Here is a 23,024-nt window from a genome sequence, read left to right as displayed (position 1 = left end):
GCGTACGCCCGGCCGTCCTGCTCCCAGAACACCAGACCCCAGCGCACCCCCGCGACGGACGTCATCGTCGTCACCTGCTCGCTCGTGCAGGTCCACACGGTGTCGACCCACGGGGAGTCGGACCGACGCGTCTCGAAGCGCAGCTTCACGCGCGAAGGATACGCCGGGCCGGGCGGCACCGCAGTCAGTCCCGAACAGGCTGTCCTGCACGTAACTGGACGCCATGCGGGCCCGCGCTGCGGGGCTGCCGCTCCGGATCGCGCGCCAGTACGAGGGTCGCGTCAGCTGCCCCCGCTTCAACGGTCGCCCGCCCCGTCTGGAGCGTTGCGCCGCAGGCATGGCCACACGCGCACCCCCACCCCGCTTGGGCCCGCCGCAGGCGGTTCGCTAGGGTCTCGGGGCATGGCTGACACCCACAACCCGCAGGGCAACCACGACCCCGCCGGCAGCACCCAGATGTTCCGCGCGTTCGTCGACGAGGCCCCCCAGGGCCGGCAGGCCGGCGCAACCGGCGGCGGCCCCCGTATCGGGCTGATCATCGGCGTCGTCGTCGCCGTGGCGGTCGTCGCGGCCGTCGCCTGGCTCGCGTTGAAGTAGCCCACCCGGACACACGGCGGCCGCCGTTGCGCCCCCAAGGCGCCCCGGCGGCCACGCGCCGCGTCGAACGACCCGCAGAATCAGTCGGAGATCAGACCCTCCCGCAGCTGCGCCAGCGTCCGCGTCAGCAGCCGCGAGACGTGCATCTGCGAGATGCCGACCTCCTCACCGATCTGCGACTGCGTCATGTTCGCGAAGAACCGCAGCATGATGATCCGCCGCTCCCGCGGCGGCAGCTTCGCCAGCAGAGGCTTCAGGGACTCCCGGTACTCCACGCCCTCCAGCGCGGTGTCCTCGTACCCCAGCCGGTCCGCCAGCGAGCCCTCCCCGCCGTCGTCCTCCGGCGCGGGCGAGTCCAGCGACGACGCGGTGTACGCGTTCCCGACCGCGAGGCCGTCGACGACGTCCTCCTCCGACACGCCCAGCACGGCCGCCAGTTCGGTCACCGTCGGCGACCGGTCCAGCTTCTGCGACAGCTCGTCGCTCGCCTTCGTCAGCGCCAGCCGCAGCTCCTGCAGCCGCCGCGGCACCCGCACCGACCACGACGTGTCCCGGAAGAACCGCTTGATCTCCCCGACCACCGTCGGCATCGCGAACGTCGGGAACTCCACGCCCCGTTCGCAGTCGAACCGGTCGATCGCCTTGATCAGCCCGATCGTGCCGACCTGGACGATGTCCTCCATCGGCTCGTTGCGCGAACGGAACCGCGCCGCCGCATAGCGCACGAGTGGCAGGTTCAGCTCGATCAGGGTGTCCCGGACGTACGCCCGCTCGGGGCTGTCCTCGTCGAGCGCGGCGAGCCGCAGGAACAGGGAGCGGGACAGGGTGCGGGTGTCGAGAGCCGCGGTGGCCGGAAGCTCCGCGGCAGGCTCGGCGTCCAGAGCCGTGCCTTCGTCGACGGGCGGGAGGACGGGCGGGACGGGGCCGAGTGCGTCGAGAGCATCGGGAGCTGTCTCGCTCTCCGCGAGCGTGAGCACCTTCGAGCTGCCCTGGTCTGCGGACATGCCACCCCCTTTGGGTCGCGGGACGGTCGCGGCGAACGCTCCCGTCTGAGGAACGCAGCCTTCACCTGAATACCGGCGCCGAAGCCCCGGCAAACGCGCTTCCCGCAGAATGTCACATGTCGGCAACGCGCTGTAGTGACATGTCGACATCTGAGATACGAATCGGCCCTGGAAACAAGGGGTCTGACGGCCTTTCGGCTCAGAAATCCACACAACGGCACGGATGAGCGATTCGCTCGCACCGGTGACTCGTCGATCGTCTGTCCGCCTACCCGGCCTGTCCGCCGACCCGGCCTGTCCGCCCGCCCGGCCTGCCCGGCCGCTCGCGGGCCGGTCTACGCGTCGATCCGGTTCGCGGACCGCAGCCGCTGGAAGCTACGCGCCAGTAGCCGGGACACGTGCATCTGCGAGACGCCGAGTTCCGCACTGATCTGCGACTGGGTGAGGTTGCTGTAGTACCGCAGCAGCAGGATCCGCTGCTCCCGCTCGGGCAGTTGGACGAGCAGATGCCGTACGAGATCGCGGTGCTCCACGCCGTCCAGCGCCGGGTCCTCGTACCCCAGCCGGTCCAGCAGCCCGGGCAGCCCGTCTCCCTCCTGCGCGGCCTCCAGCGAGGTCGCGTGGTACGACCGTCCCGCCTCGATGCAGGACAGCACCTCGTCCTCGCTGATCCGCAGCCGCTCGGCGATCTCGGCGGTCGTCGGCGTCCGCCCGAACGCGGTCGTCAGGTCCTCGGTCGCACTGTTGACCTGCACCCACAGTTCGTGCAGCCGGCGCGGCACGTGCACCGTACGCACGTTGTCCCGGAAGTACCGCTTGATCTCGCCGACCACCGTCGGCATCGCGAACGTCGGGAACTGCACGCCGCGCTCCGGGTCGAAGCGGTCGATGGCGTTGATGAGCCCGATCGTGCCGACCTGGACCACGTCCTCCATCGGCTCGTTGCGCGAGCGGAACCGCGCCGCCGCGTAGCGCACCAGCGGGAGGTTGGCCTCGATGAGCGCCGCGCGGACGCGGGAGTGCTCCGGCGTGCCCGGCTCGAGCTCCTTGAGCTGGGCGAAGAGGACCTGGGTCAGCGCCCGTGTGTCGGCGCCCCGGCGCTTGGCCGGGACGGGCGCGGTGGCGGTCGCAGTCGCGGGAACCTCGTCCTGGGGCGGCGCAGTACTGGCCGACACGGTCAACGCCACCTCTAATCCGTCAACTCATCCGTCAAAAGCGGTCATAGCATCACAAGACAGGCTAACCGTGTGCAAGCACCGCATATTTCGTGTTGAGGGGCTAAAGCGAGAGAAAGTTGACATCAGGAACACGGAAGCCCCCCGCCGTGACGGCGGAGGGCTCGAAGGGACCGGTACGGGGCGGACGGTCAGAACTCGTAGTCGGCGATCACCCACGTGGCGAACTCCCGCCACAGCCCGACCCCGGCCTGATGCTCCGGGTGCTCCACGTACCGGCGCAGCGCGTCCGCGTCGTCGAACGCCGAGTTGATGGCGAAGTCGTAGGCGATGGGCCGGTCGCTGATGTTCCAGGCGCACTCCCAGAACCGGATCTCCGGGATCTTGCCCTCGAGCGCGCGGAAAGCCTCGACGCCCTGCACGACCCGCGGGTCGTCCCGCTCGACGCCCTCGTTCAGCTTGAAGAGCACCAGATGGCGGATCATCACTTTCCTCCGTTGGCCAGCCAGGTCATGAAGTCGCCGATGGCCTTCGCGGCGTCCGATATGCCCTCGAACCCTATCTGGACGTAGTCGGCCGCCTTCGCCGGGTCCGTGATGATCACGTACAGCACGAAGACCGCGACGACGTACACGGCGACCTTCTTAGAGTTCACCGCCATCGCGGCCCTCCCCTGTCACGGTTGTCACGACGATGCGCTGATGTCACGCGGAGCGGGGCCCATGATCGCACGAAGGGCCCCGTCCGACGACGAGGCCCTTCACAAGCGGTAGCGGAGGGATTTGAACCCTCGGTGACTTGCGCCACACTCGCTTTCGAGGCGAGCTCCTTCGGCCGCTCGGACACGCTACCGAGGGAGACCTTACAGCACAGTGCGGCATGGTCTGAAATCGATAAGCCCGCCCCCGGCGGCGCTCACCGCCCCCGGAAGAACTCCGTGAGCGGCCGGGCGCACTCCTCGGCGAGCACGCCCTCGATCACCTCGGGCCGGTGGTTGAGCCGCCGGTCGCGGACGACGTCCCACAGGGAGCCGACCGCGCCCGCCTTCTCGTCCCGGGCGCCGTAGACGACCCGGTCGACCCGGGCCTGCTGGATCGCGCCCGCGCACATCGTGCAGGGCTCCAGCGTCACCACAAGGGTGCAGCCGGCCAGCCGCCACTCGCCGAGCTTCGCGGCGGCCCGCCGCAGCGCGAGCACCTCGGCGTGTGCCGTGGGGTCGCCGCCGGCCTCGCGCTCGTTGTGAGCGGAGGCCAGCACGGTGCTGCCGTCGGGAGCGAGCACCACGGCGCCCACCGGAACGTCCCCGCCGCGGACGGCCAGTTCGGCCTCGTCCAGGGCGAGCCGCATCGCGGGCCGCCACGGGTCGCGCACCGGATCCGGCGGCCCTGGTGTGTTCGGCATGGTCAGCGGACGGTCTCCAGGACCTCCGAGGCACCGAGGGCCTCGGCGATCTCGTTGACGGCGTCCTGGGTCAGGGAACGCAGCTCCTTCTCGCTCACGCCCAGGTCCTCCAGGACCTGCGCGTCACCGACCGGCCCGTGCGGCACGGCCCCGGCGGCACCGGCGTCCGCTGCGCCGTCGGTGTCGTCGGCGTCGTCGTCCGGTTCACCGTCCTCCGTTCCGTCGAGGTCGAGGGCGTCCAGATCGGCGCCGTCGTCCCCGGGCTCACGGCCGAGCAGCTCGTCGGTGAGCAGGATCTCTCCGTAGCTGCTGCGGGCGGCGGCTGCGGCGTCGGAGACGTAGATACGAGGGTCCTCCTCGCCGTCCACGCGGACGACGCCGAACCAGCCGTCCTCCTGCTCGATCAGCACGAGCACCGTGTCCTCGTCGGGAGAGGCTTCCCGGGCCAGGTCGGCCAGATCCGACAGGGTCTCCACGTCGTCGAGCTCTGTGTCGCTCGCTTCCCACCCGTCTTCGGTGCGCGCGAGCAGTGCGGCGAAGTACACCGTGACTCTCCCACTGGTCATAGGCGTGCCGGTTGGGGATCCCCCCGGCGGAGGTTGCGGGCGGGAAGTGCTCCATCGAGCCCCACCCACTCGGAATCGTGGCAGAAACAAGGCCCCTGAGGGACGTCTTCGGCTCCCTGTGTCCGGCAGTTTTGATCGCATGGTGCATCGCATGTCGCGTCGCATGTCGCCGAGCGGGTCCGTGCGGGACTCACCAGCGCACTCGTTGCCGCCACATGCGGATCGTACGCGGCTTTGGGCGACGTCCCCGCAGGGCCACTTCGGCAAACGCCCGTCCGTGCGGGGAACTTCCCGGATGCGGGGCCGAATGCCGCAGCGGCGGCTCGTCGTGTCGGGCGGATTCCTGCCGGCGGAGGGGCCCTACCAGCGGAAGGTGCGCATGCGCATCGCGTGGCGCAGCCGGGCCGCCTTGGCGCGGCGCGGCTGGACGCGGTCGCGCAGTGCGCGCGCCTCGGCGAGTTCCCGCAGAAACCGGGCGCGCCGCCGGCGCCGCTCCGCCTCCGTCTCGGAGTCGCCGGGCGCCCCGGTGGCCTCGCCGGTCCCCGTGGTCCCATCGGTGCCAGCGGCCCCGGGAGTGTCCGGGCCGCGGCGAGGGCCCGGGCCGCGGAGGGGCCCGCGGGTCGACGGATCGTCTCGGAAATCCTGCTCAGGCATCGGCTCACCACCCCAGTCCGTCCCTCCCACCTTCCCCCGGCCGGGCGGTTTGACGCCACCGAACGGGTGAGGAGCGGCCCGGGAGGCTTGCCGCCGCGCGGGGACGCCGGGGTCGTGCCGCCCGGCTACTGTGGGGGCATGCGTCTCCACGTCGTCGACCACCCCTTGGTCGCCCACAAGCTCACCACGCTGCGCGACCAGCGCACCGACTCCGCGACCTTCCGTCGTCTCGCCGACGAGCTGGTCACCCTGCTCGCCTACGAGGCCACGCGCGACGTACGCACCGAGCAGGTCGACATCCAGACGCCGGTGGAGCGGACCACGGGCGTCAAGCTGTCCCACCCGCGGCCGCTGGTGGTGCCGATCCTGCGGGCCGGGCTCGGCATGCTGGACGGCATGGTCCGGCTGCTGCCGACCGCCGAGGTGGGTTTCCTCGGCATGATCCGCAACGAGGAGACGCTGCAGGCCTCGACGTACGCCACCCGGATGCCGGAGGACCTCTCCGGGCGTCAGGTGTACGTGCTGGACCCGATGCTGGCCACGGGCGGCACGCTCGTCGCGGCGATCCAGGAGCTGATCAAGCGCGGCGCGGACGACGTGACCGCCGTGGTGCTGCTGGCCGCGCCGGAGGGCGTCGAGGTCATGGAGCGCGAGCTGGCCGGCACCCCGGTGACGGTCGTGACCGCCTCGGTCGACCAGCGGCTCAACGAGCACGGCTACATCGTGCCGGGCCTCGGCGACGCGGGGGACCGGATGTACGGAGCGGCCGAGTAACCCGTCGAAGGGCCCGGCAACCAGGGCCCGCTGACCCTCTTGAGGGGCCCGGGCCCCTCAGCAGCCCTTCTTCGAGGTGGGCGCCGGTGAGGGCGTGGCCAGTGCGGCCAGCGCCTTGTCGGCGTCCGCCTTCTTCGTCAGCGCGCGGAAGCCGTCGCCGATGATGAGGTCGACCTCGGTGCCCTTGCGGACGGCGTCGGTGCGGCGCTCGGCGCCGGTGAGCTGGGTGGCGAGCACCGGCAGCGAGGTGTTGAGCGCGGACGCGGGGCCGAGCAGCACACCGGTGCCCTTGACCTTCTTGTCGTACTCCTTGGTCGCGTTGCCGACCTCGCCGATCTTGAACCCGCGCTTCTTCAGCTCGTCGGCGGTCTTCTTCGCCAGGCCGCTGCGGGTCGTGGCGTTGAGGACGTTGACCTTGATCGTGCCCGGCTCGGGAAGAGCCTTGGCGCGGGGCGAGGCGCTCGCCTTCGCGGCGCAGGCGGCCTTGGTGCCGGCCGCGCTCGCGGGGTTGCCGCCGCCGGTGAAGACCTCGATGAGCTGGAGCGTCCCCCAGCCCGCCACACCGAGCACGGCGGCGCAGGCGGCGGTGAGGACGACGAGCCTGCCGCGCCGCCGGGGCCGGCGCATCCGCGGGTACTTGTCACCCGTGATCCGGTACTGGCCGCCCATGCCGGGAGGAGTCAGCATGCTCATGAGCGCAGCGTAGTGCGCTCCGGCGACTCTGCCTACTAGATGATCATTCGACTGGGTGCAGTCCAACCCGAAAGGGCCAACCCGGCCCCCGTGGGGTGGAGCGGATCAGTCCAGTTCGAGCACGCGTGCGTGCAGCACCTGGCGCTGCTGGAGCGCCGCGCGCACCGCGCGGTGCAGGCCGTCCTCCAGGTACAGGTCGCCCTGCCACTTCACGACGTGCGCGAAGAGGTCGCCGTAGAAGGTCGAGTCCTCGGCGAGGAGGGTCTCGAGGTCGAGCTGCTGCTTGGTCGTCACGAGCTGATCGAGGCGGACCGGGCGCGGCGCGACGTCCGCCCACTGCCGGGTGCTCTCCCGGCCGTGGTCGGGGTACGGCCGGCCGTTTCCGATGCGCTTGAAGATCACACGGAAAGCCTACCGGTCAAGACGTTCCGGGCGCAGCCATGGCGACGCAGTGCGACGCTGAAAAAGACACCCGAAAGCCGGACGAAACGGGAACAGGGGCCCGAGATGAGCGAGCGCAAGACGATTCCGCCGGCCACCGCTCCCGAGGCGCCCGGCAGCGCACCCGCCCTCCCCGAGGAGGCCCTGCGGATCGCCGCCGGATACGCCTTCGCCGGGCCCGCGCTCGACCTGGGCGCCCTTGTCTGGGGCGGGGAGTGCAGGGCGGACGCGCAGATCAGGGTGCCGCTCTCCATGCTCAACCGGCACGGTCTGGTGGCGGGCGCCACCGGCACCGGCAAGACCAAGACGCTCCAGCTGATCGCCGAGCAGTTGTCCGCGCAGGGCGTGCCGGTGTTCCTCGCGGACATCAAGGGCGACCTCTCCGGGATCTCCGCTCCGGGCGAACCGGGTCCGCGTGTCGAGGCCCGCGCGCGTGACGTGCACCAGCAGTGGAGGGCGACCGGCTTCCCGGCCGAGTTCTACGCCCTCGGCGGCATCGGGCAGGGCATCCCCGTGCGGGCCACGGTCACCAGCTTCGGGCCGCTGCTGCTGTCGAAGGTGCTCGGGCTCAACCAGACCCAGGAGCAGTCGCTCCAGCTGATCTTCCACTACGCCGACACCAAGGGCCTGGAGCTGATCGACCTCAAGGACCTCAGGGCCGTCGTCGCCTTCCTGACCTCGGACGAGGGCAAGCAGGAGCTGAAGTCCATCGGCGGTCTGTCCACGGCGACGGCCGGGGTGATCCTGCGTTCCCTCACCGCCTTCGAGGCGCAGGGCACCTCCGGCTTCTTCGGGGAGCCGGAGTTCGACACGGCGGAGCTGCTGCGCACGACCGAGGACGGGCGCGGTGTCGTCTCCGTGCTGGAGCTGGCCGCCGTGCAGGACCGGCCGACGCTCTTCTCCACGTTCCTGATGTGGCTGCTCGCCGACCTCTTCCACGACCTCCCCGAGGTCGGTGACATCGACCGGCCGGGTCTCGTCTTCTTCCTCGACGAGGCGCATCTGCTGTTCGACGACGCCTCGAAGGCGTTCCTGGACTCGATCACGCAGACCGTGCGGCTGATTCGCTCGAAAGGGGTCGGCGTGTTCTTCGTGACGCAGACCCCGAAGGACGTACCGGGCGAGGTCCTCGCCCAGCTCGGCAACCGGGTGCAGCACGCGCTGCGCGCCTTCACGCCGGACGACCAGAAGGCGCTGAAGGCCACGGTGAAGACGTTCCCCGACTCCCCGTACGACCTGGAGGAGGTCCTGACCGGCCTCGGCATCGGAGAGGCGGTGGTGACCGTGCTCAGCGAGCGGGGCGCCCCGACGCCCGTCGCCGTGACCCGGCTGCGGGCGCCGGAGTCCCTGATGGGGCCGGTGCCGGAGGCGGAGCTGGAGCGGGCGGTCCGGGCGTCGGCGGCGTACGGACGTTATGCACAGGCTGTGGACAGGGAGTCGGCGTACGAACGACTGGCCGAGCGGCCGGCCGGCGCCAAGGGGCCGGACGAGATGCGCGCGGCGACGAGGGCGCCGAAGGACGCCGGCGGGCGGCGTGAGCCGCGGGAGGGGCATGAGGAGCGGGAGGGGCGTGAGGAGCGCGACTCCCTCGTCGAACAGGTCGCGGGCAGCGGCGTGTTCAAGTCCCTCGCCCGGTCACTGGGCACCCAGATCGGCCGTGAGATCACCCGTTCCCTCTTCGGTACGGCGCGCCGCAGGAGGCGGTAGGCGCGGCTCGCTCGCGCCGGGCACGGCACGGCCCCGCACCCGCAGTGACGGCAACGCGGCCCCGGTTCGCTTCGTGCGGCGGAGGGAGAGGTCGTCCGCCTCCGCCGCTTCGTCGTTCGTCAGTCACGGCTCCGTTCGGGGGCGGGGCGTTGGCGCTTGTGGGCGGCCGGCTTCTTGGGGTCGGTCTTCGGCGGGAGGGGGGTGCCGTTGCGGGCGGCCTCGGCGCGCAGCAGGGCGCGCATGACCGCGTACGGGTCCTTGAGCATGACGGTGTCTCCTGTTTCCGTTCGTTTCCGGTTTCCGGTCGGTCTCTGTGCCGGGCTGATGGACGGGCGGTGCCCGGTTCCGTCAGCAGCGCAGGACCACGGAGCGCAGGACGTCCGGCGGACGCGGGGGGTGCGCCGGTGCCGGCCGGAGGACGGGGGACGGGGTCCGGTGCGGATGTGCGGCGACCGGGGGAGGCGTGGGACGCAGGGCGGTGGCGGGATGCCGGGTGGCGCAGCGGGCCTCCGGCCGCAGGGCGGAGTCGTGGAGGTCGTGCTCGAGGGACGTGCCGCCCCCTCCGGTGCAGCCGCCGCTGATCGCGGCCGCGGAGTCCGCGAGGGCCGTCTCGAGGTGCGGACCCGGCAGGAGCAGGGCGAGCAGCAGCACCAGCGCACGCAGCAGCGGTGCGCGCCGGGTTCCCTTCGGGGCTATGCCGTTCATCCGACCGGGGCCGGGATCCGCCCGGCCGGCCGGTGACCGCCGCGGATGCGCAGGGCGGTGACGACCTCGACGATCCCCACCGCGACGAGCCAGCATCCGCCGACCAGGGTGAGGACGGCGACCGACTCGAACGGGGAGTCGATCAGGACGATGCCGGCGACGACGGTGAGGACACCGAGGAAGATCTGCCAGCCGCGGGCGGGCATCCCGGGGTCGTGGAGGGCGGCCAGGGTGTGGGTGATGCCGCGGAACAGCCAGCCGATCCCGATCCACAGGGCGAGCAGCAGGATCGACTGCATCGGGCCGCGGAAGCAGAACAGTCCCAGCAGGATCGACAGGGCCCCGCTGATGAAGGCGAGGACACGCAGCGAGGTGGTGCGGTGGGTGCCGAAGGCGGAGACGAGCTGGAGGACGCCGCTGAACACCAGGTACAGGCCGAACAGCACCCCGGCGGCGACCAAGGAGGCACCTGGCCACACCAGGACGAGGACCCCGAGCACGAGTGAGGCGACGCCGGTCAGCAGCACGGCCTGCCAGGCGGTGCGCGACAGCAGGTTCAGCGGGCCTTCGAAGGGCGGATCGGGCCGGTGCACACCCGGGGTGGCTCCGTAGGGGTCGTCGTCCGCCGGGTCCTCCCCGTCGTCCACGGGCGGATGCTCGCGGGGGCCCTGCGGGCCGTGGGGATCGGTGGGGGCCTTCTCGTGCGGGTCGCGCGGATCGGGCGGGGCGGGTGAGCCGGGGCTGCCCGGGGCATGCGGGGACGGCTCGTGCGGTCCGGGACCGTGGCCGTCACGCGGGCCGCGTTCCGGATCCCAGGGAGAGCCGCTGGGAGGCTCGGTCATGCTCCATGCTGGGATCCGCCCGGCACGCGGGGCCACTCGGGAGCGGCCATGCGGTGGACCGGGGCGGCGGCGGCACGTGCGTGCGGCTGCCTACGGCGGTGTCCGGTTGCGCTGGTCTGGCGGCTGCGGGTCGTTGGCGGTGTTCGCGCAGTTCCCCGCGCCCCTGAGTCTGCCGACCGTTCGCTGTCAGGGCGGCCTTTGCGGGGGTGTTCGCGCAGTTCCCCGCGCCCCTGGGGCTGCTGAGCGTCCGTTGTCAGGGCGGTCCTACTTGGACGGCTTCTTCTGCGGCTTGGCCGCCTTGGCTGCCTTCGCCGCTGCCTTCATCTCCTGTTTGTGGGCCCGTACCTTGGCCAGGGAGTCGGGGCCCGTGATGTCCGCGACCGAGCGGTAGGACCGGGGTTCGCCGTACGCGCCCGCGGCCTCCCGCCAGCCCGTGGGCTGCACGCCGAGCTGCTTGCCGAGCAGGGCCAGGAAGATCTGCGCCTTCTGCTTGCCGAAGCCGGGCAGGTCCTCCAGGCGGCGCAGCAGTTCCGCGCCGGTGCCGACGCCCCGCCACACGGCCTCGGCGTCACCGTCGTAGTGCTCCACGAGGTACCTGCACAGCTGCTGGATGCGGCCCGCCATCGACCCGGGGTAGCGGTGCACCGCCGGTTTCTCGGCGAGCAGCGCGGCGAACGCCTCCGGGTCGTACGCGGCGATCTCGTGCGCGTCCAGGTCGTCGGCGCCCATCCGCCGCGCGATGGTCGCCGGGCCCTTGAACGCCCACTCCATAGGGATCTGCTGGTCCAGCAGCATGCCGGTCAGCGCGGCCAGCGGACTGCGGCCCAGCAGCGCGTCGGCTTCGGGGTCCTGGGCGAGGTGAAGAGTGACGTCCATGCCCCGATGATCGCGCGTCGCCGCTCAGCTCGCGCGCCAGTACCCGAGCGCGTGCGTCCGCTGCTTGGGCACGGCCAGCTCCTTGCGGACGAACGCGGTGAGCGCACGGGTGGTCCTCGTGTCGCAGGCGATCCAGACGTACGGGTCCGGGGTGGCCCGCAGCAGTTCGGGGAGGTCCGCGCGGACCCGCTGCACGAGATGGTCGCCGGCGTCCTTGCGGGGCACCTCGCGCACCTCGTGCCGCTCCGGGTCGGCGACACACGGCAGCCCGTCGAGCGAGCCCTCGAACCAGATGGTCGCCGGTGCGGAACCCAGCGCGCCCAGCAGGGAGTTGATGGCCGGCAGGGAGGCCGGGTCACCGACGGCGAAGACGTGCGAGGGAGCGGGGCTCGGCTCCTCGAAGCCGGTGCCCTGGACGGTCGCCTCGATGGTGTCGCCGGGCTTCGCCGCCCGCGCCCAGTCACTGGCACAGCCCTCGTGCAGGGCGAACTCGATGGCGAAGGTACCGGCGGCGGGGTCCGGGTCGACCAGCGTGTACCCGCGCTGGTGCGGCTTGCCCGCGTTGTCGAACCACAGCCGCACCCACATCGTCGGGTGCACCCCGATCGCCGTGAGCAGCCCCCCGTCGGTGAAGTGCACCCGCCGGTAGTCCCCGGTGACGTCCTCGGCCCCCGTCACGGTGAACGCGAAGTCCTTCGCCCGCATCAGCTTGAGGACCGCGCCCTCCCAACCCCGCCCCTGCCCCATCGCCTCTTCACCCTTCGCGTACGATTCCGCCACGGTTTACTTAGGGGAGCCTAACCTAAAGCGAAATGAGGGCACAGTGACCGGCGAGATCTTCCGGGACGCATGGGGCATCCCGCACCTGCGGGCGGACAGCGCGCTCGAACTCGCCCGCGTCCAGGGCCGGGTCACCGCCCTCGACCGGGCCTGGCAGCTGGAGGTCGAACGGCACAGGCTGCAGGGGACCTCGGCGTCCTTCCTCGGCGCCGAGGCCCTCCCCTGGGACCGCCTCGCCCGCCGGGCCCGGCTGGCCGACACGGCGCAGCGGTGTTTCGCCGCTCTCGAGCGCCGGGACCCGGAGACCGCGCAGTGGGTACGGGCGTACGTGGACGGCGTCAACGAGGGGCTGAGCACCGCCTCCGCCCCCGAGTTCGAGCGCGCCGCGCTCACCCCGGGACGCTGGAGACCCTGGACCCCGCTCGGGGTCTGGCTCGCCACGCACATCCTCTTCGCCGGCTTCCCCGCGAAGCTCTGGCGCGAGCAGGTCGCCGCGCATCTCGGGGCGGACGCCGTGGGACTGTTCGCCACCGACGGGCCCGGCACGTCCGGCAGCAACGGCTGGCTGGTCGCCGGGGAGCGCACCACCACCGGCCACGCCGTCATCGCGGGGGACCCGCACCGCTTCATCGAGGACCCCGGCGTCTACCAGCAGATCCACCTGTCCTGTCCGGAGTTCGACGTCGTCGGCCTCGCCGTGCCCGGCGTCCCCGGCATCGCCCACTTCGGCCACACCGGCACCGTCGCCTGGGCCATCACCAACGCGATGGCCGACTACCAGGACCTCTACCGCGAACGGCTGCGCCGCACCGGCGCCGGGATCGAGGCGCTGGGCCCCGACGGCACCTGGCACCGCGCCGCCCGTCACACCGAGACCATCGAGGTGGCCGGCGAGACCCCGGTGGAGATCGAGGTCGTCGAGACCTCCCGCGGCCCCATCGTCATCGGCGGCCCGGAGGGCCTGGAGGACGGACCCGTCGTCGTGGGGGACGGTCCGGTCGTCGAGGGGGACGGACCCGTCGTCGTGGGGGACGGTCCGGTCGCAGTGGGGGTCGGGCCGGGTGTCGCAGGCGACAGCCCGGCCGTCGCCGACGACATGGCCCGGCGACCCGGCGAGGGCGGCGGCGACGAGGAGCCCGAGGGCGGGGCCGGCGGCGTGACCGGACCCGCCGCACCCCCGCTCGCCGTGGCCCTGCGCTACCCGCCCCGGGTGACCGAGGACCTCGGCTTCTCCGCGCTCCTGCCCTTGCTGCGGGCCCGGAGCGTCGGCGACATCGACCGGGCCGTCGATCTGTGGGCGGAGCCGGTCAACGTGGTCCAGGCCGCCGACACCGAGGGCGGCACCCTGCACCGGGTCGCGGGGCGGGTGCCGGTGCGGGCCGCGGACAACCGGCTGCGGCTCGTGCCCGCCTGGGAGGCCGGCCACGAGTGGCAGGACTGGCACGAGTCACCGCGCGCCGGCCTGACCGACGGGGTCGCCGTGATGGCCAACCAGCGCGGCCCGGCGACCCCTCTCGGCGTCGAGTTCGCCCCGCCGCACCGCGCCGAGCGGATCACCGCACTGCTCGCCGCCAAGGAGCGCTGGTCCGCCGCCGACATGCCCGCGATCCACACCGACACCCACCTCGCCTCCGCCGCGGCCCTCCTCGACCGCCTCGGCGCCCTCGACCCCCGGGCTCTGAGCCACCCCGCGGCCGAGCTGCGCGACCGGCTGCTGCGCTGGGACCGCCGGATGGACGCCGGCAGCGCCGACGCCGCCCACTACGCCGCCGTGCGCGGCGCGGTCGTACGGCGGCTCGCGGCGCACCCCGCGTTCGCCGCGCTGGCCACGCCGCCCGCGTACCCCGAGGTGTTCCTGCCCTGGCTCGCGCTGCTGCCGCGCATCGCCTTCGCCCTCGAACACCTCCTGACCGCCGAGGAGTTGTACGGCATCGACCGCACCGACGCGGTACGCGCCGCACTGGAGGAGGTGGCCGCCCGGCCGCCCGCCGGCACCTGGGGCGACACCCACCGCCTGGCACCGTGGCGTGCCCTGCCGCCGCAGACCCCCTACGACGAGCCGGGACTGTCCGGCGACCACGACTGCGTGCTGTGCACCTCGGCCGTGCCCGGCCTCACCGATCTCGCGGCGCGCGGCCCGGCCGCCCGCTACGTCTGGGACCTGGCCCGGCGCGAGAACAGCCGCTGGGTGGTGCCGTTCGGCGCGTCCGGCGATCCCGGCTCACCCCACCACCGCGACCAGCAGCCGCTGTGGCTCGCGGGAGACCTCGTCCCGGTCGTCACCGACTGGGCGCAGCTGACGAAGGAGACCGATGTCTGACCCGTACGCCTCCCGCGCGGCCGTCCACGAGCAGGTGGTCGACGGCTTCGGCTCCGTGCGCGTCCTGCCCCTGGACGCCACCGCCGACGCGCCGCTGCTGCACCGCTGGGTCAGCGAGGAACGCGCCGCCTTCTGGGGCATGAACGGCCTCACCGAGCGTCAAGTGGCGGAGATCTACGCCCACATGGCCGGCCTCGACACCCACCACGCGTATCTCGTCGTCAAGGACGGCACCCCGGCCGCGCTGCTCCAGACGTACGAGCCGGAGGCCGACCGGGTCGGTGAGTGCTACCCGGTCGAACCCGGCGACATCGGCATCCATCTGCTCCTCGCGCCCGCCGAGGACGGTGCCGCCCGCCCCGGCTGGACCTCGGCCCTGGCGACCGCAGTCCTCACGTACGTCCTGGTGGGGCTGGACCGCCGCCGGGTGGTGGTCGACCCGGACGTGGCCAACGAGAAGGCGATCGCCCGCTTCGTGAAGCAGGGCTTCACCGCGGGTCCCGCGGTGGTGCTGCCCGAGGTCGACCTGCCGGACGTGTACCTGCCGGAGAAGAAGGCCCAACTCGCCTTCCTCACCCGCGAGGTAGCCTTCGGCGGGTGACGCCCGACGAACTCGTCGCCCACTACGGACTGGAGCCGATCCCGCGCGAGGGAGGCCGGTTCCGCCAGACCTGGGCCGGTCCCGCGCGCCCCGGCGACGGCCGCCCCGAGGGCACGGCCATCATCGCCCTGCTCACGGACCGGCCCGGCGACTTCTCCGCCCTGCACCGCCTGCCCACGGACGAGATCTGGCACCACTACCTGGGCGACCCGCTCACGCTGCTCCTGCTCGCCCCCGACGGCACCTCCCGCACACCCGTGCTGGGCCCGGACGTCCTCGGCGGCCAGCACATCCAGCTCACCGTGCCCGCCGGCACCTGGATGGGGGCGCGGGTGGCACCGGGCGGAGCGTGGACGCTGTTCGGCTGCACGATGGCGCCCGGATTCACCTACGAGGGCTACGAACACGGCGACGCGGCGGAGCTGGCGGCGCGCTACCCCGACCGGGCGGCGCAGATCGTGGAACTGTGCCGCCCATGAGCCCGCACGGACTGCTGGCAGGACAGGTCGCCCTGGTCACGGGCGCGGGCGGCGGCATCGGCCGGGGCATCGCGCTGCGCTTCGCCGAGGAGGGCGCCGCGGTCGCGCTGCACTGCCGTACGGCGGTGTCCTCGGCGCGTGAAGTCACCGGCCGCATCCGGGAGTCGGGCGGCGAGGCGGTCGTCCTGGCCGGAGCCGACCTCACCGACGAGGACGCCTGCCGACGCCTGGTGTCGGAGGCGGCCGAGTGGGGCGGCGGCCGGCTGACCGCGCTGGTCAACAACGCGGGCGTGCAGCCGGTCCAGGACCTCCCCGGCATGACCGCGGCCGACTGGCGGGCGGTCGTGGACACCAACCTCACCAGCGTCTTCGCCTGCACCCAGGCCGCAGCGGAGCTCATGCGGGAACGGGGCGGCGGTTCGGTCACCCACATCGCCTCCGTCGAGGCCCGCCTCCCGGCCCCCGCCCACGCCCACTACTGCGCCTCCAAGGCGGCGGTGGTGATGCACGCCCGCTCGGCGGCCCTCGAGTACGGCCGGTGGGGCGTCCGCGTCAACACCGTCTCGCCCGGCCTGATCGACCGGGAGGGCCTCGCGGACGCCTGGCCGGAGGGCGTGGACCGCTGGCTCCGGGCCACCGCGCTCGGGCGTCTGGGCAGCCCGGAGGACATCGGCGACGCCTGCGTGTACCTGGCCTCCCGCCTCGCCGCCTGGGTGACGGGCCACGACCTGGTGGTGGACGGAGGGGCCTCGGCCCGGCCGACCTGGTGAGGCCGGTGAGCACAACGCCCCTGTCGTCCGTACCTAACCCGGAGGCGGATGCCAGGAGGCGGGTGCGACGTGCGGCGACGGCAGAGTGTGGTGACCGGGACCGGCGGGCGCGGACGCGGAAGCGGTCGAGGCGGGACCGGGGGGCGCGGCGAGCGGCGGTTTGCGCGGCTGATGCTGCTGGGCTCCCTGCTGGTCCTGCTCCTCCTCGGCGGCGCGGCCCCGGCCGGCGCCCACGCGGCCCTCCGCGCCACCGACCCCGAGGACGGAAGCGTCGTCAAGTCCGCGCCCCGTCACGTCACCCTGACCTTCACGGAGTCCGTCGGCCTGCTGGAGGACTCCTTCCGGATCTACGGCCCCGACAACCGCCGCGTCCCCCTCGGCGAACCCGAACACGCGCGGGACTCCTCCGACACCGCCCGGGTCGAACTGCCCGGAGACCTCGCCGACGGCACCTACACGGTGGCCTGGCGCGTGGTCTCCGCCGACAGCCACCCGGTGTCCGGCGCCTTCACCTTCTCCGTCGGCAAGCCCTCGCCCACCGCACCCGCCGCCCCCACGACGCCGGACGAACACCCGGTCACCGCGAGCCTCTACGACACCGCCCGCTACCTCGCGTACATCGCCGCCGCCCTGCTCATCGGCACGGCGGCCTTCGCGGCACTGTGCCGGCCGCCCGACACACGTCCGCTGCGACTGCCGCTGCTGACCGGCTGGTGGACCCTGTTCGCCTCCACCCTGGTCCTGCTGATCCTGCGCGCCCCCTACGAGAACGGCACCTCACCGGCCACCGCCCTCGACACCTCCGCCGTCACGCGCGCCCTCACCGGTCGCCCGGGCCTGGCCCTGCTCGCCCGGCTGGCGCTGGTCCTGCTGACGGCGGCGATACTGCTACGGCTCTCCCGGCGCCGCACGCCCGACCGCACTCCCCCCGCCCACCTGGCGGCAGGCGCCGCCCTCGCCGTCGGCCTCGCCCTCACCTGGGCGGCGGCCGAGCACGCCTCCGCCGGGATCCAGGTGCCGCTGGCGATGACGTCGTCCGTGCTGCACCTGCTGGCGACGGCGTGCTGGCTGGGCGGACTGACCGCGCTGCTCCTCATCCTGTACCGCGCGCCGCGGCCGGCCCCGCCCGCCACGGTCACCCGCTTCTCCCGGCTGGCCTTCGCCTCGGTGACCGTCCTGGTCGTGACCGGCGTCTACCAGTCCTGGCGCGGCCTCGGCTCCTGGCCGGCGCTCACGGAGACGTCGTACGGCCGGACCCTGCTGGTCAAACTGGCCCTGGTGGCCGCGCTGCTGCTGGTCGCGGGCCTGTCCCGCCGCTGGACGGCACGACTGGCGCGGGTTCCGCGGACCCAGGAGGCGGCGGCGCGGGTGCCCGAACTGGTCGGGGCGTCCGGCTCCGCCACCACGGAGCCCGACGAGTCCCCGCCACCACCTCCGCCTTCCCAGGACACCGACGACGACCCCCACCGCCGCGCCCTGCGCCGTTCCGTCCTCGTCGAGGTCGCCGTCGCCGTGGTCGTCCTGCTGGTCACGACCGTCCTGACCAGCACCCTCCCGGCCCGCGCCGAGGCCGAGGCGGCGTCCGGGGAGGCCGCGGCGGCAGCACCCGTCGCCGGGCTGCCCGGCTCGACCACGCTCACCGTCCCCTACGACGTGGGCACCCCCGGCGGCACCGGCCGCGTACAGATCACCCTCGACCCCGGGCGCGTCGGCGAGAACGGTGTCCAGGCGGTGGTCTTCGGCGCCGACAACGGCCTGATCGCCGTACCGGAACTCCGCATGACCTTCACCCTGGAGGAGAAGGACGTCGGCCCGATCGACGCCGACCTGACGGACCGAGGCGGCTACTGGGCCACCAACGACCTCACGCTCCCCCTGGACGGCACCTGGACGATGAAACTGACGATCAGGACGTCGGACGTGGACCAGGTGACGGAGACCCGCAAGATCCGCATAGCCCGGTGACGGCAACCCCGGGGTGCCGGCCGTCCTGACGCGAGAATGGGAGGGCGACCGCCCTCTTTCGTGGAGGAGGCCCCATGCCCGAGCTGCCGGATGTCGAGGGATTCCGCAAGGTGCTGGAGTCCTGCGCGCAGGGCAGGGTCGTCCGGCGCGTCGACGTGCACGACGCGGGGGTCCTGCACGGGGTGAGCGTGCGACGGCTGTGCGAGGCGCTGGAGGGGCGGCGGTTCACCGGCGCGGAACGGCACGGCAAGTGGCTGCTGGCCCGCACCGGCGGCCCCCTCCTGCTGCTGCACTTCGGCATGACGGGCCGCCTGGTCTGCGCCGACGCCGGTGACGCGGTCGACGCCCACGACCGGGTCGTGTTCACCCTGACCGGCGGACGTCAGCTCCGCTACCGCGACCAGCGCAAACTCCAGGGCCTGTGGCTGTGCCACGACGCCGCCGGGGCGGCCCGGCTGCTGGAGCGCCAGGGCCCCGACGCGCTGGCGGTGGACCGCGACGCGTTCGAGGCCGCGCTCTCGTCCCGTCGCGGCAAGGTCAAGACCGTCCTCACCGACCAGACCGTCCTCGCCGGGCTCGGCAATCTGCTGGCGGACGAGGTGCTGTGGCGGGCGCGACTGCATCCCGCCCTCCGGGCGGGCGATCTCCCTCAGCCCGACCGCCGCCGGCTGTACACCCACATGCGCCGCACCCTGCGCTCCGCGGTCACCGCCGGCTGCGTGCCGCCCCGCGACGCCTGGCTCACCGGCCACCGCGACGACCCGGACCCGGCCTGCCCCCGCTGCGGCACCCACCTGCGCCGCACGCGCCTGTCGGGTCGTACGACCATCTGGTGCCCGCGGTGCCAGCCGGGCGGCTCCTGAGCGAGGGACCACCACGACGGCCCCGCCGCCAGCCCGGTCACGGAGCGAGGCGATACGGACACGGATTGTTCCAACTCCCTGTCCGCGGCTGCGCCGCGTGCGAGGATGGCGCCCGTGACCCGATGGTCTACCTCGCCCGTCACCGAGGACGCGCCCCGCACCGGCGGCCTGGGTCCCCGTGCCGCGGCCGTCCTCGTGTTCATGTCCTCCGCCGCGGTCCTGGTGGTCGAGATCGTCGCCCTGCGGCTGCTGGCGCCGTACCTCGGGCTGACCCTCGAGACCAGCACCATGGTGATCGGCGTCGCCCTCACCGCGATCGCCCTCGGCTCCTGGATGGGCGGGCGCATCGCCGACCAGGTCGACCCGCGCCGGCTCCTCGGCCCGTCGCTCGGGGTGTCGGGAGCGGTGATCGCCCTCACTCCCGCCGTTCTGCGCACCACCGCGGAGTGGGCGGCGCCGCTGCTCCTGCTGATCGCGTCACTGACCATCCTCGTGCCGGGCGCGCTGCTCTCCGCGGTCACGCCGATCGTCACCAAGCTGCGCCTCACCAGCCTCGCCGAGACCGGCACGGTGGTCGGCCGGCTGTCCGGCGTCGGCACCCTGGGCGCCATCGTCGGCACCGTCCTCACCGGCTTCGTCCTCGTGTCGCGGCTCCCGGTCAGCGGCATCCTGATCGGCCTCGGCATCCTGCTGGTGGCCGGCTCGGCGCTGGTGGAGTGGCGCAGGCGCGGATGGAGCGGCACGCCCGCCCTGACCCTCGTCGTCGTGGCCGGCGGCCTCGCCACCACGGTCGCGCCCGGTGCCTGCGACACGGAGACCAGGTACCACTGCGCCCAGGTCGTCACGGACCCCGACCGGGACGGCGGCCGCACCCTCGTCCTGGACGGCCTGCGCCACTCCTACGTCGACGTCGACGACCCGACGTACCTGAAGTTCACGTACGTGCGCGCCCTCGCGGCGGTGACCGACGCCGCCTTCCCCGAAGGTGAGCCCCTCACCGCCTACCACCTGGGCGGTGGCGGCCTCACCTTCCCCCGCCACCTCGCAGCCACGCGGCCCGGGACCCGCAGCGTCGTCTCCGAGATCGACAGCGGGGTCGTGCGGATCACCCGCGACCAGCTCGGTCTGGATCCGGGCGCCGGTATCGACATCCGCGCGGAGGACGGCAGGCTCGGCCTGCGGCGCCTGGACACCGGCAGCCGTGACCTCGTCGTCGGCGACGCCTTCGGGGGCGTCAGCGTGCCGTGGCACCTGACGACGGTGGAGGCGATGACCGACGTCCGGCGGGTGCTCGACGAGGACGGCCTGTACGCCGCCAACCTCATCGACCACGGAGAGCTGGCCTTCGCCCGCGCCGAGGCAGCCACCCTCACCGAGGTCTTCGAGCACGTCGCCCTCGTCGGCCCCCGCACCGACGGCGGGAACCTGCTGCTCCTCGCCTCCGACCGCCCGGTCGACCTGCGCGCGGCACAGGAGGCACTCGACGCCCGCGGAACCGACTGGACGATCACCACCGGCGAGGCCCTCACCTCCTGGATCGCCGGAGCCCGGCCCCTCACGGACGACCACGCCCCCGTCGACCAGCTCCTCGAGCCCTACAGCCCGCAGAACAGCCGCTGACGGGACAGGAACCGTGCGGCCCGGACCGTCCGGGATCCGGGACGGGAACGGCCAGGGCCCCTCGTACCCTGTCCCCGTGCCCGCCTCCCGCCTGCATCGCGTCGCCGTCCTCGTCCTGGAGGGGGCGAAGCCGCTGGACGTCGGCATTCCCGCGCAGGTGTTCACGACCCGCGCGAGCATGCCGTACGAGGTGCGGGTGTGCGGGGCGGCACCCGGTCCGGTGACCGGCGCCGACGGCCTGTCGTACCACGTCGCCCACGGCCTGGAGGCGCTCGCGTGGGCCGACATCGCCTTCATCCCCGGCCACCGCTTCCCGGACCGCGACGACCCGCCGCGGGCCGTCGTCGACGCGCTGATCGCCGCCCACGCTCGCGGTACGCGGCTCGCCGCCATCTCGACGGGCGCCTTCACGCTCGCCGCCACGGGCCTGCTGGACGGCAGGCGCGCCACCACGCACTGGCATTACGCGCGGACGCTCGCGGCGAAGCATCCGCGCGTCCGGGTCGACGAGAACGTGCTGTTCGTCGACGAGGGCAGCGTCCTGACGTCGGCCGGCGCCGCCTCGGGCATCGACCTGTGCCTGCACATCCTGCGCGGCGACCTGGGGGTGGCCGCCTCGAACCACGCCGCCCGGCGCCTGGTCGCGGCCCCCTACCGCAGCGGCGGTCAGGCGCAGTACGTGCCGCGCAGCGTGCCCGAGCCGCTCGGCGAGCGGTTCGCCGCCACCCGCGAGTGGGCGCTGGGCCGGCTCGGCGAACCCCTCACCCTGGAGGTGCTCGCCCGGCACGCGGCGGTCTCACCACGGACCTTCTCGCGGCGCTTCGTCGAGGACACGGGGTACACGCCGATGCAGTGGATCATGCGCGCCCGTATCGACGTGGCGCGTGAGCTGCTCGAGCGTTCGCAGCGCAGCGTCGAGCAGATCGCCGCCGAGGTCGGTCTGGGCACCGGGGCGAATCTGCGGCTGCATTTCCAGCGCATCCTCGGCACCACGCCGACCGAGTACCGGCGCACGTTCGCGCAGGGCGAGTAGCGGGGGGGCGGCGCGGGGCGGTTCGGGGCGGCAGCCGTGATGGCGCGTGGCGCCCTTGGCGCCCCTGGCGCGATCCTTGCGAACCCTGGCGATCGCGCCGCTGTCCCGGAAGCGGGCCGCACGCGACGCTGGTGGCGAACCGAAGGGACACCATTCATGACTCGCATCGCGATCAACGGCTTCGGCCGCATCGGACGCAATGTGCTGCGCGCCCTGCTGGAGCGCGACAGCGCCCTGGAGATCGTCGCCGTCAACGACCTGACGGAGCCCGCCACGCTCGCCCGGCTGCTCGCCTACGACAGCACGGCCGGCCGGCTCGGCCGCCCGGTGACCGCCGACGGGGACACCCTCGTCGTCGACGGCCGAAGGATCAAGGTGCTGGCCGAGCGCGAGCCGGCGCGGCTGCCGTGGGCCGGACTCGGCGTGGACATCGTCCTGGAAGCCACCGGCCGCTTCACCTCGGCCAAGGCCGCCCGCGCCCACCTGGACGCGGGCGCGAAGAAGGTCCTCGTCAGCGCGCCCTCGGACGGCGCCGACGTCACGCTCGCGTACGGCGTCAACACCGACGCCTACGACCCGGACGTGCACACGATCGTCTCGAACGCCTCCTGCACGACGAACGCGCTCGCACCGCTGGCCAAGGTGCTCGACGACCTCGCCGGCATCGAGCACGGCTTCATGACGACGGTGCACGCCTACACGCAGGAGCAGAACCTCCAGGACGGCCCGCACCGCGACGCCCGCCGCGCCCGCGCCGCCGGCGTCAACATCGTGCCGACCACGACGGGCGCCGCCAAGGCGATCGGCCTGGTCCTGCCGAACCTGGACGGCAAGCTGTCCGGCGACTCGATCCGGGTCCCCGTCCCGGTCGGCTCGATCGTCGAACTCAACACGACCGTCGCCCGCGACGTGACGCGCGAGGATGTGCTGGCGGCGTACCGAGCCGCCGCGGAGGGCCCGCTCGCCGGCATCCTCGAGTACTCGGACGACCCGCTCGTCTCGTCCGACATCACGGGCAACCCGGCCTCGTCCATCTTCGACTCGGCCCTCACCCGCGTCGACGGCCGCCACATCAAGGTGGTCGCCTGGTACGACAACGAGTGGGGCTTCTCCAACCGAGTGATCGACACCCTGGAACTCCTCGCCACCCGCTGACAA

At 73.1% G+C, this 23,024-nt stretch carries 26 protein-coding genes and 1 tRNA gene; 12 read left to right on the top strand and 15 right to left on the bottom strand.

Annotated features, from left to right (window positions below; all coding sequences use genetic code 11):
• The first annotated feature begins 402 nt into the window (after positions 1 to 402).
• Positions 403 to 597, top strand: coding sequence for a hypothetical protein (locus AB0412_RS31805; protein ID WP_366406054.1), 195 nt, complete (start codon positions 403 to 405; stop codon positions 595 to 597).
• Between the two features lie 80 nt (positions 598 to 677).
• Here AB0412_RS31805 and AB0412_RS31800 read toward each other — a convergent pair whose 3' ends face one another.
• The 8 genes from AB0412_RS31800 to AB0412_RS31765 form a co-directional block, all read right to left on the bottom strand.
• Positions 678 to 1,601: an RNA polymerase sigma factor SigF gene (locus AB0412_RS31800; RefSeq protein WP_366406053.1), complete on the bottom strand. Its 924-nt coding sequence runs from the start codon at positions 1,599 to 1,601 to the stop codon at positions 678 to 680.
• A 335-nt stretch (positions 1,602 to 1,936) separates the two neighbouring features.
• On the bottom strand, positions 1,937 to 2,782 hold the full coding sequence (locus tag AB0412_RS31795) for an RNA polymerase sigma factor SigF (RefSeq protein ID WP_366406060.1): 846 nt from the start codon (positions 2,780 to 2,782) through the stop codon (positions 1,937 to 1,939).
• 185 nt (positions 2,783 to 2,967) lie between these two features.
• The gene (locus AB0412_RS31790; RefSeq protein WP_366406052.1) at positions 2,968 to 3,261 is read right to left on the bottom strand and encodes a Dabb family protein; all 294 of its coding nucleotides are present in this window, start codon (positions 3,259 to 3,261) and stop codon (positions 2,968 to 2,970) included.
• Positions 3,261 to 3,437, bottom strand: coding sequence for a hypothetical protein (locus AB0412_RS31785; protein WP_366406051.1), 177 nt, complete (start codon positions 3,435 to 3,437; stop codon positions 3,261 to 3,263). The genes AB0412_RS31790 and AB0412_RS31785 overlap by 1 nt, the downstream gene beginning before the upstream one ends.
• Before the next feature lie 106 nt (positions 3,438 to 3,543).
• Positions 3,544 to 3,628: transfer RNA gene (locus AB0412_RS31780), tRNA-Ser, on the bottom strand.
• A 63-nt stretch (positions 3,629 to 3,691) separates the two neighbouring features.
• Positions 3,692 to 4,123 (bottom strand): tRNA adenosine(34) deaminase TadA, encoded by a 432-nt coding sequence (gene tadA / locus AB0412_RS31775; protein WP_366406059.1) that lies wholly within the window; start codon positions 4,121 to 4,123, stop codon positions 3,692 to 3,694.
• Between the two features lie 56 nt (positions 4,124 to 4,179).
• Positions 4,180 to 4,722, bottom strand: a complete 543-nt coding sequence (locus tag AB0412_RS31770) for a hypothetical protein (RefSeq protein WP_366406058.1) — start codon at positions 4,720 to 4,722, stop codon at positions 4,180 to 4,182.
• Positions 4,723 to 5,103: 381 nt separating this feature from the next.
• A complete protein-coding gene (locus AB0412_RS31765) occupies positions 5,104 to 5,397 on the bottom strand; it encodes a hypothetical protein (protein WP_366406050.1) in 294 nt (97 codons plus the stop codon).
• A gap of 138 nt (positions 5,398 to 5,535) precedes the next feature.
• Between AB0412_RS31765 and upp the strand changes: the two genes are divergently transcribed.
• Complete coding sequence (gene upp / locus AB0412_RS31760) at positions 5,536 to 6,171, top strand: uracil phosphoribosyltransferase (RefSeq protein WP_366406049.1); 636 nt, start codon at positions 5,536 to 5,538, stop codon at positions 6,169 to 6,171.
• A gap of 57 nt (positions 6,172 to 6,228) precedes the next feature.
• Here the strand turns inward: upp and AB0412_RS31755 are convergent, their stop codons facing one another.
• Both AB0412_RS31755 and AB0412_RS31750 read right to left on the bottom strand, forming a co-directional pair.
• Positions 6,229 to 6,840: a LytR C-terminal domain-containing protein gene (locus AB0412_RS31755; protein ID WP_366406057.1), complete on the bottom strand. Its 612-nt coding sequence runs from the start codon at positions 6,838 to 6,840 to the stop codon at positions 6,229 to 6,231.
• A 129-nt stretch (positions 6,841 to 6,969) separates the two neighbouring features.
• Positions 6,970 to 7,266 (bottom strand): type II toxin-antitoxin system VapB family antitoxin, encoded by a 297-nt coding sequence (locus AB0412_RS31750; RefSeq protein WP_004943146.1) that lies wholly within the window; start codon positions 7,264 to 7,266, stop codon positions 6,970 to 6,972.
• Positions 7,267 to 7,371: 105 nt separating this feature from the next.
• On the opposite strand from AB0412_RS31750, the gene AB0412_RS31745 reads away from it, so the two are divergent.
• A complete protein-coding gene (locus tag AB0412_RS31745) occupies positions 7,372 to 9,012 on the top strand; it encodes a helicase HerA-like domain-containing protein (RefSeq protein ID WP_366406048.1) in 1,641 nt (546 codons plus the stop codon).
• 119 nt (positions 9,013 to 9,131) lie between these two features.
• On the opposite strand, the gene AB0412_RS31740 is transcribed toward AB0412_RS31745, so the two are convergent.
• The 5 genes from AB0412_RS31740 to AB0412_RS31720 all read right to left on the bottom strand — a co-directional run bounded on the left by AB0412_RS31740 (position 9,132) and on the right by AB0412_RS31720 (position 12,182).
• Positions 9,132 to 9,278, bottom strand: a complete 147-nt coding sequence (locus tag AB0412_RS31740; protein WP_366406047.1) for a hypothetical protein — start codon at positions 9,276 to 9,278, stop codon at positions 9,132 to 9,134.
• An 82-nt stretch (positions 9,279 to 9,360) separates the two neighbouring features.
• The gene (locus tag AB0412_RS31735) at positions 9,361 to 9,717 is read right to left on the bottom strand and encodes a hypothetical protein (protein ID WP_366406046.1); all 357 of its coding nucleotides are present in this window, start codon (positions 9,715 to 9,717) and stop codon (positions 9,361 to 9,363) included.
• Positions 9,714 to 10,559 (bottom strand): HdeD family acid-resistance protein, encoded by an 846-nt coding sequence (locus AB0412_RS31730; protein ID WP_366406045.1) that lies wholly within the window; start codon positions 10,557 to 10,559, stop codon positions 9,714 to 9,716. The genes AB0412_RS31735 and AB0412_RS31730 overlap by 4 nt, the downstream gene beginning before the upstream one ends.
• Before the next feature lie 264 nt (positions 10,560 to 10,823).
• Entirely contained in the window at positions 10,824 to 11,435 is a 612-nt protein-coding gene (locus tag AB0412_RS31725; RefSeq protein ID WP_366406044.1) for an HhH-GPD-type base excision DNA repair protein, read from the bottom strand.
• A gap of 24 nt (positions 11,436 to 11,459) precedes the next feature.
• Positions 11,460 to 12,182, bottom strand: a complete 723-nt coding sequence (locus AB0412_RS31720; protein ID WP_366406043.1) for a siderophore-interacting protein — start codon at positions 12,180 to 12,182, stop codon at positions 11,460 to 11,462.
• A 76-nt stretch (positions 12,183 to 12,258) separates the two neighbouring features.
• On the opposite strand from AB0412_RS31720, the gene AB0412_RS31715 reads away from it, so the two are divergent.
• The 9 genes from AB0412_RS31715 (at position 12,259) to gap (ending at position 23,021) form a co-directional block, all read left to right on the top strand.
• Positions 12,259 to 14,535, top strand: coding sequence for a penicillin acylase family protein (locus AB0412_RS31715; RefSeq protein WP_366406042.1), 2,277 nt, complete (start codon positions 12,259 to 12,261; stop codon positions 14,533 to 14,535).
• A complete protein-coding gene (locus AB0412_RS31710) occupies positions 14,528 to 15,136 on the top strand; it encodes a GNAT family N-acetyltransferase (protein ID WP_366406041.1) in 609 nt (202 codons plus the stop codon). Before AB0412_RS31715 ends, AB0412_RS31710 begins: the two co-directional genes overlap by 8 nt.
• A complete protein-coding gene (locus tag AB0412_RS31705; protein WP_366406040.1) occupies positions 15,133 to 15,615 on the top strand; it encodes a cupin domain-containing protein in 483 nt (160 codons plus the stop codon). The genes AB0412_RS31710 and AB0412_RS31705 overlap by 4 nt, the downstream gene beginning before the upstream one ends.
• Positions 15,612 to 16,385, top strand: coding sequence for an SDR family oxidoreductase (locus AB0412_RS31700; protein WP_366406039.1), 774 nt, complete (start codon positions 15,612 to 15,614; stop codon positions 16,383 to 16,385). Before AB0412_RS31705 ends, AB0412_RS31700 begins: the two co-directional genes overlap by 4 nt.
• A gap of 171 nt (positions 16,386 to 16,556) precedes the next feature.
• Positions 16,557 to 18,350, top strand: coding sequence for a copper resistance protein CopC (locus tag AB0412_RS31695; RefSeq protein WP_366406038.1), 1,794 nt, complete (start codon positions 16,557 to 16,559; stop codon positions 18,348 to 18,350).
• Between the two features lie 74 nt (positions 18,351 to 18,424).
• Entirely contained in the window at positions 18,425 to 19,213 is a 789-nt protein-coding gene (locus AB0412_RS31690; RefSeq protein ID WP_366406037.1) for a DNA-formamidopyrimidine glycosylase family protein, read from the top strand.
• Positions 19,214 to 19,327: 114 nt separating this feature from the next.
• Positions 19,328 to 20,833 carry a fused MFS/spermidine synthase gene (locus AB0412_RS31685; RefSeq protein WP_366406036.1) on the top strand — a complete coding sequence of 502 codons (1,506 nt, stop codon included), beginning with the start codon at positions 19,328 to 19,330 and terminating at the stop codon, positions 20,831 to 20,833.
• A gap of 76 nt (positions 20,834 to 20,909) precedes the next feature.
• Positions 20,910 to 21,866, top strand: a complete 957-nt coding sequence (locus AB0412_RS31680) for a helix-turn-helix domain-containing protein (RefSeq protein ID WP_366406035.1) — start codon at positions 20,910 to 20,912, stop codon at positions 21,864 to 21,866.
• A 156-nt stretch (positions 21,867 to 22,022) separates the two neighbouring features.
• Complete coding sequence (gene gap, locus AB0412_RS31675) at positions 22,023 to 23,021, top strand: type I glyceraldehyde-3-phosphate dehydrogenase (protein WP_366406034.1); 999 nt, start codon at positions 22,023 to 22,025, stop codon at positions 23,019 to 23,021.
• The last annotated feature ends 3 nt before the right edge of the window (positions 23,022 to 23,024 follow it).

It is taken from the genome of Streptomyces sp. NPDC052012, from assembly GCF_040689265.1.
GTDB lineage: Bacteria > Actinomycetota > Actinomycetes > Streptomycetales > Streptomycetaceae > Streptomyces.
This window is presented reverse-complemented; position numbering and strand designations above follow the sequence as displayed.